This is a genomic window from Cryobacterium sp. Y11, from assembly GCF_002929535.1.
In the GTDB taxonomy this organism is placed as follows: Bacteria; Actinomycetota; Actinomycetes; order Actinomycetales; family Microbacteriaceae; genus Cryobacterium.
In genome coordinates this window covers 144,117-161,861 of record NZ_PJJO01000057.1, presented here as the reverse complement: position 1 = coordinate 161,861, position 17,745 = coordinate 144,117, and the positions used below count along the sequence as shown (strand labels likewise).

At 63.8% G+C, this 17,745-nt stretch carries 16 protein-coding genes and 1 tRNA gene; 4 read left to right on the top strand and 13 right to left on the bottom strand.

Annotated elements, in window-relative coordinates; translation table 11 throughout:
- Window positions 1–87 precede the first annotated feature (87 nt).
- A complete protein-coding gene (locus tag CXY75_RS11405) occupies window positions 88–1,089 on the top strand; it encodes an isopenicillin N synthase family oxygenase (protein ID WP_104082938.1) in 1,002 nt (333 codons plus the stop codon).
- 217 nt (window positions 1,090–1,306) lie between these two features.
- Here the strand turns inward: CXY75_RS11405 and CXY75_RS11400 are convergent, their stop codons facing one another.
- Genes CXY75_RS11400 through CXY75_RS11385 form a run of 4 tightly spaced genes read right to left on the bottom strand, consistent with a single transcriptional unit; the run spans window position 1,307 to window position 5,123 of the window.
- Entirely contained in the window at window positions 1,307–2,365 is a 1,059-nt protein-coding gene (locus CXY75_RS11400) for an L-idonate 5-dehydrogenase (protein WP_104082937.1), read from the bottom strand.
- A 54-nt stretch (window positions 2,366–2,419) separates the two neighbouring features.
- Complete coding sequence (locus tag CXY75_RS11395; protein WP_104082936.1) at window positions 2,420–3,211, bottom strand: SDR family oxidoreductase; 792 nt, start codon at window positions 3,209–3,211, stop codon at window positions 2,420–2,422.
- Window positions 3,211–4,611, bottom strand: coding sequence for a GntP family permease (locus CXY75_RS11390; protein WP_199182437.1), 1,401 nt, complete (start codon window positions 4,609–4,611; stop codon window positions 3,211–3,213). Before CXY75_RS11390 ends, CXY75_RS11395 begins: the two co-directional genes overlap by 1 nt.
- Window positions 4,611–5,123 (bottom strand): gluconokinase, encoded by a 513-nt coding sequence (locus tag CXY75_RS11385; RefSeq protein WP_233201852.1) that lies wholly within the window; start codon window positions 5,121–5,123, stop codon window positions 4,611–4,613. Before CXY75_RS11385 ends, CXY75_RS11390 begins: the two co-directional genes overlap by 1 nt.
- A 202-nt stretch (window positions 5,124–5,325) precedes the next feature.
- Between CXY75_RS11385 and gndA the strand changes: the two genes are divergently transcribed.
- Both gndA and CXY75_RS11375 read left to right on the top strand, forming a co-directional pair.
- Window positions 5,326–6,783, top strand: a complete 1,458-nt coding sequence (gene gndA / locus CXY75_RS11380; protein ID WP_104082934.1) for an NADP-dependent phosphogluconate dehydrogenase — start codon at window positions 5,326–5,328, stop codon at window positions 6,781–6,783.
- Window positions 6,784–6,891: 108 nt separating this feature from the next.
- Complete coding sequence (locus CXY75_RS11375; RefSeq protein WP_104082933.1) at window positions 6,892–7,257, top strand: hypothetical protein; 366 nt, start codon at window positions 6,892–6,894, stop codon at window positions 7,255–7,257.
- A 250-nt stretch (window positions 7,258–7,507) separates the two neighbouring features.
- Here CXY75_RS11375 and CXY75_RS11370 read toward each other — a convergent pair whose 3' ends face one another.
- The 3 genes from CXY75_RS11370 to CXY75_RS11360 all read right to left on the bottom strand — a co-directional run bounded on the left by CXY75_RS11370 (window position 7,508) and on the right by CXY75_RS11360 (window position 10,028).
- Window positions 7,508–8,485 (bottom strand): ribose-phosphate diphosphokinase, encoded by a 978-nt coding sequence (locus tag CXY75_RS11370; protein WP_104082932.1) that lies wholly within the window; start codon window positions 8,483–8,485, stop codon window positions 7,508–7,510.
- Complete coding sequence (gene glmU, locus CXY75_RS11365; protein ID WP_104082931.1) at window positions 8,486–9,925, bottom strand: bifunctional UDP-N-acetylglucosamine diphosphorylase/glucosamine-1-phosphate N-acetyltransferase GlmU; 1,440 nt, start codon at window positions 9,923–9,925, stop codon at window positions 8,486–8,488.
- Window positions 9,926–9,956: 31 nt separating this feature from the next.
- A tRNA-Gln gene (locus CXY75_RS11360) sits at window positions 9,957–10,028 on the bottom strand.
- Window positions 10,029–10,151: 123 nt separating this feature from the next.
- Between CXY75_RS11360 and CXY75_RS11355 the strand changes: the two genes are divergently transcribed.
- Entirely contained in the window at window positions 10,152–10,643 is a 492-nt protein-coding gene (locus CXY75_RS11355) for a MarR family winged helix-turn-helix transcriptional regulator (protein ID WP_104082930.1), read from the top strand.
- Between the two features lie 9 nt (window positions 10,644–10,652).
- On the opposite strand, the gene CXY75_RS11350 is transcribed toward CXY75_RS11355, so the two are convergent.
- The 6 genes from CXY75_RS11350 to CXY75_RS11325 form a co-directional block, all read right to left on the bottom strand.
- Window positions 10,653–11,312, bottom strand: coding sequence for a methionine ABC transporter permease (locus CXY75_RS11350; protein WP_104082929.1), 660 nt, complete (start codon window positions 11,310–11,312; stop codon window positions 10,653–10,655).
- A gap of 1 nt (window position 11,313) precedes the next feature.
- Window positions 11,314–12,342, bottom strand: a complete 1,029-nt coding sequence (locus tag CXY75_RS11345; RefSeq protein ID WP_104082928.1) for a methionine ABC transporter ATP-binding protein — start codon at window positions 12,340–12,342, stop codon at window positions 11,314–11,316.
- Window positions 12,343–12,438: 96 nt separating this feature from the next.
- Window positions 12,439–13,344 (bottom strand): MetQ/NlpA family ABC transporter substrate-binding protein, encoded by a 906-nt coding sequence (locus tag CXY75_RS11340; protein ID WP_233201851.1) that lies wholly within the window; start codon window positions 13,342–13,344, stop codon window positions 12,439–12,441.
- Between the two features lie 242 nt (window positions 13,345–13,586).
- Complete coding sequence (locus tag CXY75_RS11335) at window positions 13,587–15,380, bottom strand: ABC-F family ATP-binding cassette domain-containing protein (RefSeq protein ID WP_104082926.1); 1,794 nt, start codon at window positions 15,378–15,380, stop codon at window positions 13,587–13,589.
- A 93-nt stretch (window positions 15,381–15,473) separates the two neighbouring features.
- A complete protein-coding gene (locus CXY75_RS11330; RefSeq protein WP_104082925.1) occupies window positions 15,474–16,289 on the bottom strand; it encodes a phosphatase in 816 nt (271 codons plus the stop codon).
- Complete coding sequence (locus tag CXY75_RS11325; RefSeq protein ID WP_158251188.1) at window positions 16,286–17,737, bottom strand: MBL fold metallo-hydrolase; 1,452 nt, start codon at window positions 17,735–17,737, stop codon at window positions 16,286–16,288. Before CXY75_RS11325 ends, CXY75_RS11330 begins: the two co-directional genes overlap by 4 nt.
- Window positions 17,738–17,745: the final 8 nt, after the last annotated feature.

Sequence of the window (17,745 nt, the reverse complement as noted above, 5' to 3'; positions counted from 1 at the left end):
AGCGAATGTCAGCTCATTCGTATCCCGGTCTCAGGCTCGGAGTCGTCACAATTCGCCGCGTGGCCTGCTCGGTGTCAAACTTGAACCATGGTGCTTTCACTTCCGATCCTCGATTTCTCTCAACTCGACGCTGGCGATGCCGAAGCTGCGGCATTCCGCGCCGAACTCCTGCGCGTCACCCACGAGGTCGGGTTCTTCTACCTGACCGGCCACGGCGTCGACCCGCAGCTCACGAAGGAGCTCCTCGCCGTCTCCCGCAAATTCTTCGACTTGCCGGACGAGCAGAAACTCATGCTGGAAAACATCCACAGCCCGCAGTTTCGCGGTTATACCCGCGTCGGAGGTGAGCTCACCGCCAACGCCGTTGACTGGCGTGAGCAAATCGACATCGGGGTAGACCGCGAGCCTGTACCCCTCGCCGACGGTACTTCCGATTATTGGCGCCTCGAGGGCCCAAACCTCTGGCCGGAGTCCCTGCCCGAGCTCAAAGCCGTCGCCCTGCGCTGGAACGACGAACTGAGCCGCATCGCGCTTCGTTTGCTCCGCGCCTGGGCACTCGCCCTCGGCAGCCCCGAGAACGTCTTCGACGCCGCTTTCGCCCAGAACCCGTTCCTCTTGACTAAGATCGTGCGCTATCCCGGCCAGCCAGTGCGCGCTCAGGGCGTGGGCGAGCACCGCGACGGTGGAGTTCTCACACTCCTGCTCGTCGAACCGGGCAAAGATGGCCTGCAAGTCGAGCACGAGGGCGAGTGGATCGACGCTCCCCCGCTCGACGACGCCTTCGTCGTGAACATCGGCGAAATGCTAGAACTTGCAACGGATGGCTACCTCAAAGCCACCCTGCACCGCGTCTTCTCCCCTCAAGACGGGTCCGACCGCATTTCCGTACCGTTCTTCTTCAACCCCGCACTCGACACTGTGATGCCGCGGCTACAGCTCGACGAGAGCCTCTCTCGCGAGGCCCGCGGGCTCTCTGCCGACCCCACCAACAGTCCCATTCTCGAGACGACCTACGGTGACAACGCCCTGCGCTACCGCTTACGCGCCCACCCCAACGTGGCCGCGGCCCACCACGCCGACTTACTCTGACTCCATATGACGGATGATACCCAGGCCGAAGCATTCGTCATCTGCGTCACCCGAGTACTGCGCTTCAGCCGCACCGCAATCGGTCGCAAGACTAGACCGAAAGCAGGCCGTCCAGGTCAGTGATCTGAGCGTGGGTGTCTTCGCTGTATTTCTCTTCAAACATGGCAATCCCGTCCGGACTTACGACACAAGACACGAGCCGACGTTTATCTGTGCGTTAGAAGCGCAGCAGCACCTTGCCGCTGACGGCCGCGTCGCGGCCTACCGCGAACGCCTCGAGAGCGTCTGCCGCGGCGAACTCGTGGGTGACCACTGGGCCTACCCGTAGCGAACCGTCGGCCAGTGCATCCATCACGTCATCGATCTCATCATTGAAGCGGAAGGAGCCGACGAGTTCGAGTTCGCGGGTGATGGCGAGGCTGATCAGTGCGGGCTGCTCGCCCGAAGGCAGCAAGCCGACCATCACGACCCGCCCGCCTCTGCGCGCTCCGTGCACGGCCGAGGCGAGCCCGCGGGCGCTACCGGACGATTCGAAGACCACGTCGGCGTTCACGGATGCGATGGCCGCAGCATCCGTCGCCCGGAGCACCTGGGTGGCGCCGAGCTCTAGAGCGGCCTCGAGCGGACGCTCATGGATGTCGACGGCGATAATCTCGACGGCGCCAGCGCGCTTCAGTACCGCGATAATGAGGGATCCGATCGGTCCGGCTCCAATGACGAGCACGCGGCGGCCGGCAACGGTGCCACCACGGGAGACGGCATGCCACGCGACGCTCGCCGGTTCGACGAGGGCAGCGACGCGGAGGGACAGTCCGTCCGGTAGCGCCCGCAGCATGCGCGCTGGCAGGGCTACGTGGCTACCAAATGCCCCTTCGGTGTGCGGAAATCGTGCCGCGCTGCCGAGATAGGTGCATCCCGGCGAGAGGTTGGGGCGGTCGGCCGGGAACGGGCTGCCGTCGCCTGCTCCTGGGGTCGCCGGGTGCACGGCAACCCGGGTTCCCGCTGCCGGCCCGGTGCCGTCAGCGGCGGCCGTGATGACCGTGCCCACGACTTCGTGGCCAAGCCGCATCGGCGCCCGCAGCACCGACTCGCCGGCGGCGCCATGCTGCCAGTAGTGCAGGTCGGAGCCACAGATACCGCCGTAAGCGACCGCTACGAGGACTTCCGAGCGTGTTGGCACCGCAACGGGAACGGTGTCCACGCGCAGATCACCCGCCGCGTGGGCGACGACGGCGAGGCTGTGCGTGGGGATGACGGTATCGGTTGGAGTATTCACGGGGCCTTCCGGATGCGGGGTGATTTGGTCTCAGCGGCTCAGCGGCTCACAGGTTCAGACGACGACGGTCATACCGCCGTCAATGAAGACGACCTGTCCGTTGACAAAGTTGGAGCCGTCGCCGGCCAGCCACAGGGCAGGGCCGACCAGGTCGGCCACGGTTCCCCAGCGATGGGCAGGGGTGCGGCCGAGAATCCATTGGTTGAAGGTCTCGTCGTCGACGAGTTTCTGGGTCATTGCCGTGTGGATGTACCCGGGCGCGATGGCGTTTATCTGCAGGCCGTGCTCGGCCCACTCCGCCGTCATCGCCCGGGTCAGGTTGCGTAGCCCACCCTTGGAGACGGTGTACGGCGCGATGGTCGGTCGGGCAAGGTCGGTCTGCACGGAGGCGACGTTGATGATCTTGCCGGTGCCGCGCGGAATCATGTGGCGGGCCACTGCCCGGCCAACGAGGAACGCGCTTGTAAGGTTGGTCGTCATGACCCGTTCCCAGTCGGCAAGTTCCAGGTCGAGCAGCGGCACCCGGTGCTGCACCCCGGCGTTGTTCACGAGGATGCGGAGCGGACCGACGGTCTGCTCAACCCAATCGATCCCCGTTGAGACGGCCACGGCATCCGTCACGTCGAAGGCGCGGGAGAATACCCGCTCGGCGCCGAAACGCTCGGCAAACTCGGCATGGGTCGCCGCAAGGCGCTCACTGTTGACGCCGTTGAGCACGACAAGGGCGCCGGCAGCGGCGAGTCCCTCCGCGATTGCCCGTCCGATGCCGCGGCTGGACCCGGTGACGAGCGCCACCCGGCCTTCGATACTGAACGGGGTGGTCGGAGCGAAGTGACTCACAGACATTAGAAGAGGGTGGCGACGAGGTAGATCGCCAGAGCGATGATGAATCCGACCACACCGACCAGGGCCTGACCGACGGTCCAGGTCTTCAGGGTGGTCTTGGTGTCCATCTCAAAGAACCGGCTGATCAGCCAGAAGCCTGAGTCGTTCACGTGGCCGGCGAAAACCGACCCGGCGGCGAGCGCGAGCACGATCGCGGCCAGCTCCACCGGGTTGAACGTGGTGTTGCTCATGACGACGGGTTGCAAGAGCGCTGCGGACGTGGTGAGTGCCACGGTCGCTGACCCTTGGGCGATGCGAACGATGGCGGCGATCACAAAGCCGGCCACGATCACCGGCAGCCCGATGGCATCGAGGGACTCGGCAATGGCGTCGCCGATGCCGCTAGCCCGCAACACCCCGCCAAACATTCCACCGGCACCAGTGATGAGAATGACCGCAGACACTGGGCCGAGCGCGCTGTCGACGACAGCTTCGATCAGACCGGATGACTTGCGCTTCTGCCAGCCGAGCAGAATCATGCCGAGGAGCACCGTGATCAGCAGCGCGACGGGGGTCTCACCGAAAGCGCGCAGAATTTGCACCCAAGCGTCGTCGAGCGAGACCAGCCCCGCCGAAGCGGCCATGTTGAGACCGGTGTTGAGAAAGATCAGGCCAATTGGAAGCAGCAGCAGTGTCAGGACGATACCGACCTTGGGAGTCGACTCGAACTCGGCGAAGTTTTCGCTCTTGCCACTCAGAATGGAGGGTACGGGAATGTTGTACTTGCGGCCGACGTAACGACCAAACAGATGCCCGACGACAAACCAGGTGGGCAGGGCAACGATCAGGCCGAAGATCAAAACGAGGCCGACATCCGCTCCAAGCAACCCGGTGGCGGCGACCGGCCCCGGGTGCGGCGGCACGAAGATGTGCATGACCGAGAAGGCCACGGCGGACGGGAAACCATAGGCGAGGAATGATCCGCCGAGGCGGCGGGCTACCGCAAAGATGATCGGCAACATGACGACCAGGCCGGCGTCGAAGAAGATGGGGAAGCCGAGCATCAGGGAGGCGACCGCCAGGGCGAATGGTGCACGTTTCTCGCCAAACCGGTTGATCAGGGCATCCGTCAGCACCTTGGCTCCACCGCTGGTTTCCAGCATGCGCCCGAGCATCGCGCCGAGGCCGACCAGTAGCGCAACGCTGGCCAGCGTGCCACCGAATCCGTCGAGCAGGGTGGGAATGAGGCTGGACGTGGGGATTCCGGTGGCAACGGCCGTCAGCATGCTCACCATGATCAGGGAGAGAAAGGCGTGCACCTTGAACTTCATGATCAAAACGAGTAGCAGCGCGATGGAGCCGGCAGCAACGCCGAGCAGCGCGGGTGTCGACAACACCCAGTTCAATTCAAGATCGGTCATCAGCGAACTATCTCTTTCTGTAACAATCCGACCAGTTCGTCGGGGGTATGGATGAGGTCGACCCGCGTGCCAGCTTCGTCAGCTGCGAGCGGTTCGAGCGTCGCGAATTGCGAGTCGAGTAGGGTAGGCGGCATATACTCGTGGTTGCGGTGGGTGAGCCGCTCGGCGATGAGTTCCTGGCTGCCGTACAGCTCGGCGAAGACGAGGGTCGGCACGAATTGGCGCAACAGGTCTCGGTAGCTGCGCTTGAGGGCTGAGCACGCCACGACGAGGGGTTCGCCCTGCTCCAGGGCCTCCGCTATGGTTTCCGCGATGCGAGTGAGCCACGGCAGGCGGTCTTTGTCGGTGAGCGGATGCCCGGACGCCATCTTGGCGCGAGCCGCCGCGCTGTGCAGGTCGTCGCCATCGAGAAAACGCAGGCCGCGGGCATCCGCTAAACCCTGACCGACAGTCGATTTGCCACAGCCCTGGACGCCCATCACGACTATGGGCGTAGAAAAGGTATCTGGCATGGTGCTCCGCTCCGGTCGGCCGCTGCTTCTTCGCATCGAATCACCACGCGACAAGGGCGTAATAAATCTGATTACAATGAAAACGCTAGCATTTATGTCTGCTTCAGTGAAATCGTGTTCGTCCCCCACCGGTGGGTCTGTTCATCCTCGTGAGGTAAACTTGCAGATGGTCTGTTCAACACAGCCCCAAAGGAGAAAAAACGTGTCAGATTCCCGCGCAGCGCAGGCAAATATTGGTGTCGTCGGTCTGGCGGTGATGGGTTCGAATCTCGCCCGCAACCTCGCTGGCCGCACAGGGAACACGGTCGCGGTGTACAACCGCTCCCCTGAACGCACCCGTCTGCTCACGACCGAACACCCCGAGGCGAACTTCGTCGCTTCCGAGAACATCGCCGATTTCGTCGCTTCGCTCACCAAGCCGCGCACCGCCATCATTATGGTGCAGGCTGGCCGCGGAACCGACGCCGTTATCTCGCAGCTCTCCGAGCTGTTCGAGCCCGGAGATATTATCGTCGATGGCGGTAATGCCGAATTCACCGACACCATCCGTCGCGAAAAGGAACAGAGCGCCAAGGAAATCAACTTCGTCGGCGCCGGCATCTCCGGTGGCGAAGAGGGCGCCCTCAACGGTCCGAGCATCATGCCCGGCGGTTCGGTCGAGGCCTACAAGACCCTCGGCCCGATCCTCGAATCCATTGCAGCCGTCGTCGACGGTGTGCCCTGCGTCACCCACATCGGCACCGACGGCGCCGGCCACTTCGTCAAGATGGTGCACAACGGCATTGAATACGCCGACATGCAGCTCATCGCTGAAGCCTACGACCTGCTCCGCAAGGTCGGCGGGCACTCCCCCGAGGCCATCGCCGACATCTTCACCGACTGGAACACCGGTGAGCTCAACAGCTACCTCATCGAAATCACCTCCGAGATTCTGCGCCAGGTTGACGCGAAGACCGGTGCACCGTTCATCGACGTCGTGCTCGACGAGGCTGGCTCCAAGGGAACCGGCGTCTGGACCGTACAGAACTCCCTCGACCTAGGCGTTCCCGTCGGCGGAATCGCCGAAGCCGTCTTTGCCCGCGCCGTTTCCAGCCACCCGGAGCAGCGCGGACCGGTGCGCGCCATCCTCGGCGCTCGCCCCGAGATTGCTGCCGTCGACGACACCTTCCAGGAAGACGTGCGCCAAGCGCTCTACGCCTCGAAGATCATTGCCTACGCGCAGGGTTTCGACGCAATCATCGCCGGAGCGACAAAGTACGATTGGAACATTGACAAGGGCGCCATCGCCACAATCTGGCGCGGCGGCTGCATCATTCGTGCCCAGTTCCTCAACCGCATCGTCGATGCATACAACAACAACCCGTCGATCCCGAGCCTGCTCGTCGACCCGTACTTCGCCGAGGCCATCGCCGCCGGTGAAGCCGCGTGGCGCCGAGTAGTCTCGACCGCCGCGCTGTCGGGCATCCCGGTTCCCGGCTTTGGTTCGAGCCTGAGCTACTTCGACTCGCTCGCGAGTGAGCGCCTGCCGGCCGCTCTGGTTCAGGGTCAGCGCGACTTCTTCGGAGCGCACACTTACCACCGCGTCGACATGCCAGGAACCTTCCACACGCTGTGGTCGGGCGACCGCAGCGAGATCGTCACCGAGGCATCGACTCACTAACAGCACCAACCCCGCCGGCCGGCAGCATCCGCTTGTTTAAGCGGATGCTGCCGGCCGCTTCGTTTTACCGGGTCGTCTCACACCCTGGTCTGGAATAATAAGCCTCCCATGACTGACAACCACCCCGAGCTCTCCGGCTACGAGCCGAACGACAACTACCGTCCCCTGCGCGGGAAGCACTTCACCTCTATATTGCGGGTCACTGTCGTGCTTGGGCTCATTGCTTTGGTTGTGCCCGGTGTACTCACCACCATGCGGGTCGCCACCAACACCGCGAACAACGCCTGCGTGACGACCGTGGCCCAGTACTATCCATTAGCCGTCGACTACGACGCCCGCTTCGACCTGACCGGACCGGGCGGGTTCGGCTGGCAGTGTTACGCGATCGACCAGAACGAGCGCGACACCTTCGTCACGCCGCTCGGAATCATTCCCGCCGCACCGCGCCAGCTCGCCCCAGCAACCCGAACTTAGCTGCACTGCGCGGGATCTGCGCCAGTGCGCGGGAGTTCGGTACTGCCCGGAACTCCCGCGCACCACGTCGCGCGGGATCTGCGCCAGTGCGCGGGAGTTGGGCCTCCCACGTAGCGGCGCACCTCCCGCGCCTCGTGAAACGGATGCCCCCAGCGGGGCACGAACGGGAGCGGGAGCATCCGTTTGGCGTGGTTAACAAACTGGAGGCGGTGGCCGCAGCCACCGCCTCCAGAAATTAGCCATGCAGATGCTACGCGGCGCCGTCGAACATCGAGGTGACCGAACCCTCGTCAAAGACCTCGTGGATGGCACGCGCGAGCAGCGGCGCGATCGGCAGCACCGTCAGCGTCGGGAAGCGCTTTTCCGGCGGAATCGGCAGCGTGTCGGTGACAACAACGGCGCTGATGGCCGGGTTCTGTAACATCTCAACGGCCGGATCACTAAACACGGCGTGAGTGGCCGCGACGACGACGCCGATGGCGCCAGCCTCGCGCAGGGCCTCAGCGGCCAGGGCGATCGTGCGACCGGTGTCGATCATGTCGTCAACAATCAGGCAGACACGACCCTGAACCTGGCCGACGATCTCGTGCACCGAGACTTGATTGGGCACGAGCGGATCGCGACGCTTGTGGATGATCGCGAGCGGAACGCCGAGGCGGTCGCTCCAGATGTCGGCGACGCGCACGCGGCCCATGTCAGGCGAGACGACCGTCAGAGTGGCAGGGTCGAGCTTCTCGCGGAAGTGATCGAGCAACACCGGCATGGCGAACAGGTGGTCGACGGGGCCGTCGAAGAATCCCTGAATCTGGGCGGCGTGCAGGTCGATTGACATGATGCGATCGGCGCCGGCCACCTTGAACAGGTCCGCGACCAGTCGGGCCGAGATCGGCTCACGACCGCGACCCTTTTTGTCTTGCCGGGCGTACGGATAGAACGGGGCGACCACGGTGATGCGCTTGGCGGATGCCCGCTTGAGCGCGTCCACCATGATGAGCTGTTCCATCAGCCACTCGTTGATCGGGGCGGTGTGCGACTGAATGACGAAGGCATCCGAGCCGCGCACGCTCTCGTCGAACCGGGCATACAGCTCGCCGTTGGCGAAGGTGCGTGCGTCGGTGTGGAGCAGCTCAGAACCAAGCTCCGTGGCGATGTCGAGTGCGAGCTGCGGGTGCGCTCGCCCCGAAACCAGTACTAGTCGTTTGTCGCCGCTGGTCTTGATTTCCGACACTTATTCTCCAGTCTGTGTGGTGCTGCTCGCTGCGGCAGCTTCGGCTGCCGCAGTGCCTGCACGGTTGGTCTCGACCCAGCCGTCCATATTGCGTTGCGGGGCCACGTTAATGGCCAGTGCACCGGCCGGAACGCTCTTGCGAACGACCGTGCCAGCCCCCGTATACGCCCCGTCACCAATTGTAATCGGAGCGACGAACACGTTGTGCGACCCGGTGCGCACGTGCGACCCGATCGCCGAGTGATGTTTGGCCACGCCGTCATAGTTCGCGAAGATCGTTCCGGCTCCGATGTTCGACCCGACGCCGACCGTGGCATCGCCCACGTAGCTCAGGTGCGGCACCTTGCTGCCGGCTCCAATCTGGGCATTCTTGGTCTCAACGAAGGCACCGATCTTGCCGTCTTCACCGAGCACGGTGTTCGGGCGCAGGTACGAGAACGGCCCGACGGATGCCCCGGCCGCGATCACCGCGAGCGTCGCGTCGGTGCGATTGACGCGAGCGCCTTCGCCGATCTCGCAGTCGCGCAGGGTGGTGTCCGGGCCGACGATGGCGCCGGTCGCCACGACGGTGGCGCCCTCGATCTGAGTGCCCGGCAGCAGGGTCACGTCGGGTTCGAGCACGGCTTTCAGGTCAATCCAGGTCGTGGCCGGGTCTTGCACGGTCACACCGGAGAGTTGCCAGCCGCGCACGATGAGTGCGTTGAGCTTCTGGGCGGTGTCACCGAGCTGGGCGCGGTCATTGATGCCAGCCACGATCCAGGCATCGGCGACGGGAACGGCGCTCACCTCGGAGCCGGCCCGGCGCAGCAGTTCGATCACATCGGTGAGGTATTTCTCGCCCTGCGCGTTTTCGGTGGTGAGCTCGGCCAGCTGCTCGCGCAGCGCGCCAAGTGCGAACAGGTACACACCGGCGTTGATCTCGGTAACGGCCAATTCGGCATCCGTCGCATCTTTCTGCTCGACGATGCGGTCAAAAGCACCCTCCACCGAGCGGATGATGCGGCCGTAGCCGGTGGCGTCGTCGGGGTACGCGGAGAGTACTGTGCCGGCGGCGGCACCGGTGCGGTGGGAAGCGATGAACGAGGCGAGGGTCGCGGCGTTCAGCAGCGGCACGTCGCCGTTGATGATGAGCACGTCACCGTCCCAGGACGCCGGCAGCGCGGCGACGGCCTGCTCGACAGCCCGACCGGTGCCGGGAATCTCGTCCTGGTCGACAATGGTGCCCTCCGGCAGGTCCTGCGCGACGACAGCGGCCAGCAGGTCGCGTTCGTGCCGCACGACGGTAATGACGTGCGCGGCTTCGAGGGCGCGCGCGGTGGCCAGCACGTGGCTGACGATGGGCACTCCGGCGAGCGGATGCAGCAGCTTCGGCAGGCTGGACTTCATGCGGGTGCCCTGGCCAGCGGCCAACACGATGATGGCGAGGCGGGCGTCTGTCACAGGATTCCTAACACGTAGAGAAAGTGAGGGGCTCCGCCACCAGGATTCGAACCTGGACCGAACAACTCCAAAGGTTGCCGTGCTGCCGTTACACTATGGCGGACCATGCTGGCCGAGGCCAGCAACCAGTCAAGTCTGCCAGATTCCAGCGGCCAGCATGCACACTCGAGTGCTGCGAACGCCGCTTACGGCGAAGAAACCCCCCGATAAGCGGGATAATGGAGCAATGCCTGGCCATGATGAAGTCGACCGAATCGTCGATTCGTGGCTGCGTGAACGCCCAGATCTCGACTTCGCGCCGCTGCAAGTGCTCAGCCGGGTTGCCCGACTGTCGAAGCACCTCGACCGGGCCCGCCGCACCGCCTTCTCTCGCTCCGAGCTCGCCTACTGGGAGTTCGACGTGCTCTCGGCCCTTCGCCGGGCCGGCACACCCTATGAGCTCAGCCCGAAGGCTCTGCTGCAGCAGACACTCGTCTCGAGCGGCACCATGACCAACCGCATTGATGGCCTCGTCGACCGGGGGCTCGTTAAGCGCCGCTCTGCACCGAACGACGGCCGTGGCATCCTGGTGGGCATGACGCCCGCCGGGCTCAGCCGAGTGGATGCCGCCATCACCCGGCTGGTCGACGCCGAGGCCGACCTGCTCGCGACCCTCTCGCTGACCGACCAGGAGCGCCTGGCCGGTCTGCTGCGCAAGCTGAGCCTCGACTTCGACTAGCGGCTCAACCTAGCGGCGGAGCGCCTTGCGGGCGAGGTAGTTTCCGAGGAACTGCACGAGCTGAACCAGCACGATAATCAGCAGCACAGCGGCCCAGGTCACGACAGGGTTGTACTGCCGGTAGCCGTAGAGCAGGGCGAAGCTTCCGAGGCCCCCGCCACCGACGTAGCCGGCGACCGCCGACATGTCCACGAGCGCGACGAAGATGAACGTGTAGCCGAGGATCAGCGGTCCGAGCGCTTCGGGCAGCAATACCGTGAAGATGATGCGAATCGGCCCGGCACCCACACTTCGCGCCGCGTCGATCACGCCGGGCGTCACCGTGAGCAGGTTCTGCTCCACGATGCGGGCCATGGCGAAGGATGCCGCGAGTGCGATGGTGAAGATGATCGCGTTATTGCCGATACCACTGCCGGTGACAGCCCGGGCAAGTGGTTGCGCTGCGGCCAGAAAGATAATGAACGGAATCGGGCGAACGAAGTTCACCAGCAGGTTGAGCACAAAAAAGAACGGCTTGTTCTCGAGGATGCTGCCGGCTCGGGTGAGATAGAGTCCGAGACCGAGCAGCACCCCGCCGATGCCGCCAAAAAACAGGGTGAGCGCGACGATGTACAGCGTCTCGTAGGTGGCCGTCCACAGTTCGGGCAGCAGATCGATCAGGGCATCCATATCAGCGCACCTCCGTGACAGTCGTGAGCGTTCGAATATGGGCGAGCACGGTGTCGATCACGGGGTCAGCTCCGGTGAGGGCGAGGGTCAGATGCCCGAACGGGCGCCCCTGAATCTCATTGATGCCACCGTAAACGACCTCAAACGCCACGCCGGCCCGCGATAGTTCGCCAAAGACGGCCGTCTGGTCAACCGCGTTGTCGCGAAAAGCGAGGGTGACGATGCGTCCAGCGTGCCGCGCGCGCAGCACGGCAAGTTCGTCGGGCGATGGCACCCCCTTAACCACCGTCGAGACGAATCGAGCGGATGCCGCTGCCTGCGGATTCGAAAACACGTCAAAGACCGGTCCGCGCTCGATCACCCGACCCTGGTCCATTACGGCGACCTTGGTCGCAATCGTTTGGATGACATCCATTTCATGGGTGATCACGATAATCGTGACCCCGAATTCCGCGTTCACGCGCTTGAGCAGCGCGAGCACCTCGTGCGTGGTTTCCGGGTCGAGGGCACTCGTGGCCTCGTCGGCCAGCAGAATGCTCGGCTGCGTGGCGAGGGCGCGGGCGATGCCCACCCGCTGCTTCTGGCCACCGGAAAGCTGGTCAGGAAAGGACCCGGCCTTGTCGGCGAGGCCGACAAAGTCGAGCAATTCGGCCACGCGGGCGGCGCGCTCTACCTTGGGATGCCCAGCTACTTCAAGCGGGTAAGCAACGTTGCGGGCCACCGTACGGGAACCGAGCAGATTGAACTGTTGAAAGATCATGCCGATACCGAGGCGCACCTGGCGCAGCTCGCGCTCCCGCAGCGCGGCGATGTTCTGACCGTTCACCCAGATCTCGCCGGAAGTGGAGTGTTCCAGCGCGTTGACGAGTCGCACCAGGGTGCTCTTGCCCGCACCGGAATAGCCGATGATGCCGTAAATATCGCCGGCCTCAACGTCGAGGCTGACATCGTCGATCGCCGTGACGCTCGCGCCATCTTTGGTCTGAGGCGGGTACACCTTGCCCACATTTCGCAGACTGACTACAGCCATCCGTTTGCCTCGCTCATTTCATGCTTGTACCGCTGAACACAACAGCGCAGTCCGGGTCTCGTGCTCCCCGGACTGCGCTACACCGCTAGCGGATGTTTACTGGGTGGCCTTGATATCGGCCTGAACCGTCGCGAGCGACTCGGCTAGGTCAGCCGCCGAAGTGGTGACCATCTGGGCGGTGTCACCGGAGACAGCCATCACGCCGTCCTGCACGTCCTGGGTGTTCTGGTAGATCTCGACGAGCTTCAGGAACGTCTCGTTGTTCTTGTCTTCGTCACGCGTGACGAAGATGTTAATGTAGGGCAGCGCCTGCGGGTCGGTGGCGTCGTCGGTGGCGATGGCGTCCTCGAACTTGAGTCCACCCTTCTCGGCGAAGTCGTTGTTGATGACCGCGGCGGCGACGTCGGGCAGCGAGGCCACCGTGAGCGATGCTTCGAGGGCCTTGACCTTGACCTTCGAGGCCTCCTCGTCAATGTCGTCGAGGCCGGAGAAAATCGAGCCGCCGTCTTTCAGGACGATTAGCCCGTTGGACTGCAGCACGACGAGCGCGCGAGCCTGGTTGCTGTCGTCGTCGGGCACAGCGACGGTGTCACCCTTCACGATGTCGTCAACGCTGCTGTACTGGGTCGAGTACAGGCCGATCGGGTAGATCGCCGTGGCACCGATCGGGGCGAGGTTCTCGTTGCTCGCCTCGTTGTACTCGGCGAGGTAGACGATGTGCTGAAACTGATTAATGTCGATCTCGCCAGCGGCGAGGGCCGGGTTCACCTGCGGATACTGCGCAAAGTCGACAATCTCGATCTCAATGCCCTCGGCCGCGGCGGCCTCGGTGTACACCGCCCAGTACGGGTCGCTCGCTCCGACGACGCCGATCTTGATGGCGTCGCCGTCGGTGCCGGCAGCCGGCCCTTCGGAGGCGCCCGCGCAGCCGGCCAACAGGGCGACGAGCGGTACGACGGCGAGTGCGGCGAGCACGCTCTTGATGGTGGCAGTCTTCTTCACGATGATTCCTTCAGACGATTTCAGTGTCACATGGCATGGGTATTGCCTGCAGCGGATGCCCCAGCAAACGAAATAACGCATCGTTCCGACTGTTCGCGGGCACATGAAACCCACCGGTCAGGGGGAGGGGATGTGCCCACGTGGGGCGATGTACCGCGGCTGCGCAGGCACCCCTTAACGATACGTGCCGAAGCTGCGACGCGTGGGCCGTTTCGACACACTGCGTCACAGCTTCTGCGAAGCTAGCCCTCGATCAGCTCGGTAAGTTCGACCCACCGCGTTTCGAGCGCTGCGATGGTCTCTTCAAGTTCGGTCAACTTCACCCCGAGCGCGCCCAGACCGGCAAAATCGGACTGATCGTGCGCGGCCAGCTTCTCGTGTTTGAGGGCGATACGCTCCTGCAGCTTGACCACCTTGCGGTCGATTGAACCGAGCTCCTTCTGGGCGTTGCGCAGTTCGGCCCCGCCCAGGGTGGGAATCTTCTTGGTCGTGCCGGACGCATCCGTTGGCGAGCCAGCTGCCGGGCCGGCAACGGCCTTGCGGCGCACCTCGAGGTACTGGTCGACGCCGCCAGGAAGGTGACGAAAGCCGCCGTCCATGACCGCGTACTGGTTGTCGGTGACGCGCTCAATGAGGTACCGGTCGTGCGAGACGACGAGCAGGGTGCCCGGGAAGGAGTCGAGCAGATCTTCCATGGCGGCGAGCATGTCGGTGTCGAGGTCGTTAGTGGGCTCGTCGAGAATGAGCACGTTGGGCTCGTCGAGCACGATCAGCAGCAGCTGCAGGCGCCGCTTCTGACCACCGGAGAGGTCCTTGACCTGGGTGGTGAGCTGGGCGCTCAAAAAACCCATGCGTTCGAGCATCTGGCCGGGCGTGATCTCCTTGCCGCCGGCCATGTAGCTCGTCTTCTGACGACCGATGACGTCGCTCACGCGGTCGTTGCGAATCTCGTCGAGTTCGAACAGCTGCTGGGTGAGTACGGCGACCTTGATGGTCTTGCCGCGCTTCACGGTACCGGTCGTTGGCTGCAAGGTGCCGGCGACCAGGTTCAGCAGGGTGGACTTGCCGGCACCGTTGACGCCCATGATGCCGGTGCGCTCCCCCGGCGCGATGCGCCAGGTGATGTCGTTCAGCACGGTCTTGTCGCCGAACTTCACGCCGATGTCGATGAGGTCGACGACGTCCTTGCCGAGGCGCTGCATGGCCATCGACTGCATCGAGACGGTGTCGCGGGGCGGCGGCTCGTTTTCGATCAGCACGTTGGCGGCATCGATGCGAAATTTGGGCTTTGCGGTGCGGGCCGGAGCGCCGCGGCGCAGCCAAGCCAGCTCCTTTTTCATGAGGTTCTGCCGCTTGGATTCGACCACGCTACTCATGCGGTCACGCTCGACGCGCTGCAGAATGTAGGCGGCGTAGCCTCCCTCGAAGGGTTCGATCAGGCGGTCGTGCACTTCCCAGGTGATGTTGCAGACCTCGTCGAGGAACCACCGGTCGTGGGTGACGACCACGAGCCCGCCGCTCTGAGTAGCCCAGCGGGTCTTGAGGTGACCGGCGAGCCAGGAGATGCCCTCCACGTCGAGGTGGTTGGTGGGCTCGTCGAGAAAGATCACGTCGTAGTCGCCGATGAGCACCGCGGCCAGGGCCACCCGGCGACGCTGGCCACCGGAGAGGTCGTCAACGAGGGCGTCCCAGGGAATGTCGCGAACGAGTCCGCCGATGACGTCGCGCACCTTGGCGTCGCCAGCCCAGACGTGTTCCTCGATGCCGCCGACGATGGTGTGGCCGACGGTCTGGCCGGAGGCGAGGTCGTCGGACTGGTCGAGCATGCCGATGGTGACACCGCGACGACGGGTGACGCGGCCCTCGTCGGGCTCCATCCGGCCGGCCAAGAGGCGCATGAGGGTGGACTTGCCATCGCCATTCTTGCCGACGACACCGATGCGGTCGCCTTCGTTGAGGCCGGCGGTGACGCTGTCAAAGATGACGCGGGTGGGAAATTCGAGGTGCAGGGACTCAGCCCCGAGAAGATGTGCCATAGCCTCCAAGTTTACGGCACGGGAGTGTCGGTGAACTCAGCGGCACCAGGGACTGTGCTGCGGCGCTCGTCCGAAGCTGCCGACTGTCTGCCATCACTCGGTCGCCCGCTGAAGAATGTACCGGGTCACTGGGCGAAAGAGCGCGGGTGCCAAGTTGTCATCAATAACGAAGACGCCGTCGTGGCTGCCGCGTGCGTACGCTAGCGGCAGCGCCGGATCATTGACATCAGCGATCGACAAGGTTGGTATACCTCGAGCGATCGCGGCTCCGGCCATACCGTGGTCGGCGATGACTAGGTCGATCCGCTCCCCATCCTGTTCGAGCTCATTCAGCATGACCTCCATATAGTCGGCCAGGTGAGAGTGCACCAGGGAAAGACCGTCATAGACGCAACCGACCGAACCGACGAAACGCACGGTGCGTGCACTTTCGGAGTCGGTTGGGGCTGTAATGGTCGGCCCGTCATCGTGGGCGCTGAGCAGTCTGTTGCCGGCGACCTGCAGGGCGCGTCCAAGGTCAATGTAGTGCTCCAGAAGACCGGTCGGATGTCCGGTAGCGATGAGTACGTTCGCGCCCCCCGTGCGTAGATACGGAGAGAGCAGTCCCGCATAACGGTCGATACCTACCAGCGTGATGATCGGGTCAATATACCCACGAGTCTCGTCATCTACATTCAGGCTCGCCCCGGAGGTGAGCATGATCGCGTCCGCCACGTCCGCCTCCGTTGCCGTCTGCCAGTCGTTTAGACCAAACGTGCACGCAGGGTTGCCCGCTAAAAGTCGGCTCATCTTCAGCTTCGTGTTCGCGACGCTGGTCTGCACCTCACCAGCCAGATGTGATTCGACTAAGTGAACGAGGAGGGCCGACGCCTGCTGCGTCGCAACGGCATCGTCTTGTTTCAGGGTCATTTTATGCTCCGCAGTCTCGTTGGATTCAGTCGGACGGATTCCCAGCGGCTGGGCAAGTACATCGCGCCAGCGGGCACTGACGCAAATTGTGGATGGTCAGAGTGCACCGGAATGACCATCGGTGCGCCGGTAGCAGCCACGAAGCGTCGCAACGCGTCCGGAGTGGCGTGACCGTGCGCGTCTATGACCAGGAACGGCACACCCAGTTGACGAACCCAGTTGGTCAGCGCTATCCACCCCGGGTACTGGGAACCGAGCGGATGGCCGTTGGCGTGAATGATCAGGTCCGATGGACCCATTCCAACTTCCAGCATCGCCGCATATGTCGCTGTGCTGAGCTGACATACGTACGAATCGCGATCCGCCCGAATCTGCGCCAGAGTCACGTAAGTAATAGGGAAAGAGCGGTCCGGCTCATCCCCTTTGGCTAGCGGGGACTCTTCGAACGCGAGCACTCGGGATGGGTGGATGTCGAGTAACCCACCACGTATGGCCTCCAACCAAAACGCAGCAGTTCGCGCTTCGACCACGACGCGGCGGTCGGACGCTTCCAGCGCAGCGCCCAGCGCGGCTGCGCGCTCGAGCTGTTGTTGATGAAAGCAGAAAAAAACGAGACCCGGAGCAGCCGTGATAGCACCGTAAAGTGCATCGCAGGCGTCATGCTCGTTCAGCGGTACCGCGCTTATGGTGTGGCCCACCGCTTCGGCGGGAATACCTCCGCCCCAGGGCCAGCGCGCTGCGCCGGCTGGCACCGCCGTTGACGCTTCGGTGACCAGTACGTCGACTGAGCGGGCGTAGCAAAGCTCCGCGAAGGCATCCATTTTCTGGGGATTTAGCCCGTGGTACCGCCAGTCGCCCGTGTATGCCACCGTTCCCGCATCGGTCTCAGCAATAAATCCCATCGCACCAGGGGTGTCATGATCGGTGTCAATTAAGGTTAACTCGATGTCACCCACATTTACGCGGCGCCCATCCGGGTGTCCGGTCAGGGCTGCAATTGTCGGTTGTACCAGTCCGGAGCGTTCTAGGGCCCCTTGCAGTTTGTGGCTCACCTCACTCAGGTGCACCGGCTGGTCCTCGCTGAGGTAAGGCAAGAGCCCGGCGTGGTCGGAGTGCAGGTGACTAACGAATACAGCGCGAGCGTTACCCCGTTGCGGAAAATAGGGCGCATGCTCTAGGAACTTAGCTTTATCTCGCAGCGGATCGATCAGATCCGCTAAGGGTTGCCCCAGGGCATCCGCTCGATATAGCCCGTCGACCAACGGGGCCATCGCTGAGCGCAGGTAGTCGGCGAGGGGTTGTCCTCTCACGCCGGGCGGCACCTGGGCGTTGAAGAGCGCCGCTTGCTCGGTCTGTGCCAGCCCCACGTCGAAGAATATCTCTGCCTCGGCGGTGCGTAATGCCAGCTGCGTACCTCCGATGTGGTTCAGCCCGTTGATGAAGACCAACTCGGGCC

Bases quoted from the DNA above. Each gene is read 5' to 3' on its own strand.
- CXY75_RS11335 (WP_104082926.1), bottom strand. From the start codon at position 15,380: ATGGCACATCTTCTCGGGGCTGAGTCCCTGCACCTCGAATTTCCCACC.
- CXY75_RS11345 (WP_104082928.1), bottom strand. From the start codon at position 12,342: ATGGCTGTAGTCAGTCTGCGAAATGTGGGCAAGGTGTACCCGCCTCAG.
- CXY75_RS11385 (WP_233201852.1), bottom strand. From the start codon at position 5,123: ATGCCAGATACCTTTTCTACGCCCATAGTCGTGATGGGCGTCCAGGGC.
- CXY75_RS11390 (WP_199182437.1), bottom strand. From the start codon at position 4,611: ATGACCGATCTTGAATTGAACTGGGTGTTGTCGACACCCGCGCTGCTC.
- CXY75_RS11395 (WP_104082936.1), bottom strand. From the start codon at position 3,211: ATGTCTGTGAGTCACTTCGCTCCGACCACCCCGTTCAGTATCGAAGGC.
- CXY75_RS11355 (WP_104082930.1), top strand. From the start codon at position 10,152: ATGCCTGGCCATGATGAAGTCGACCGAATCGTCGATTCGTGGCTGCGT.
- CXY75_RS11330 (WP_104082925.1), bottom strand. From the start codon at position 16,289: ATGACCCTGAAACAAGACGATGCCGTTGCGACGCAGCAGGCGTCGGCC.
- CXY75_RS11405 (WP_104082938.1), top strand. From the start codon at position 88: ATGGTGCTTTCACTTCCGATCCTCGATTTCTCTCAACTCGACGCTGGC.
- CXY75_RS11375 (WP_104082933.1), top strand. From the start codon at position 6,892: ATGACTGACAACCACCCCGAGCTCTCCGGCTACGAGCCGAACGACAAC.
- CXY75_RS11350 (WP_104082929.1), bottom strand. From the start codon at position 11,312: ATGGATGCCCTGATCGATCTGCTGCCCGAACTGTGGACGGCCACCTAC.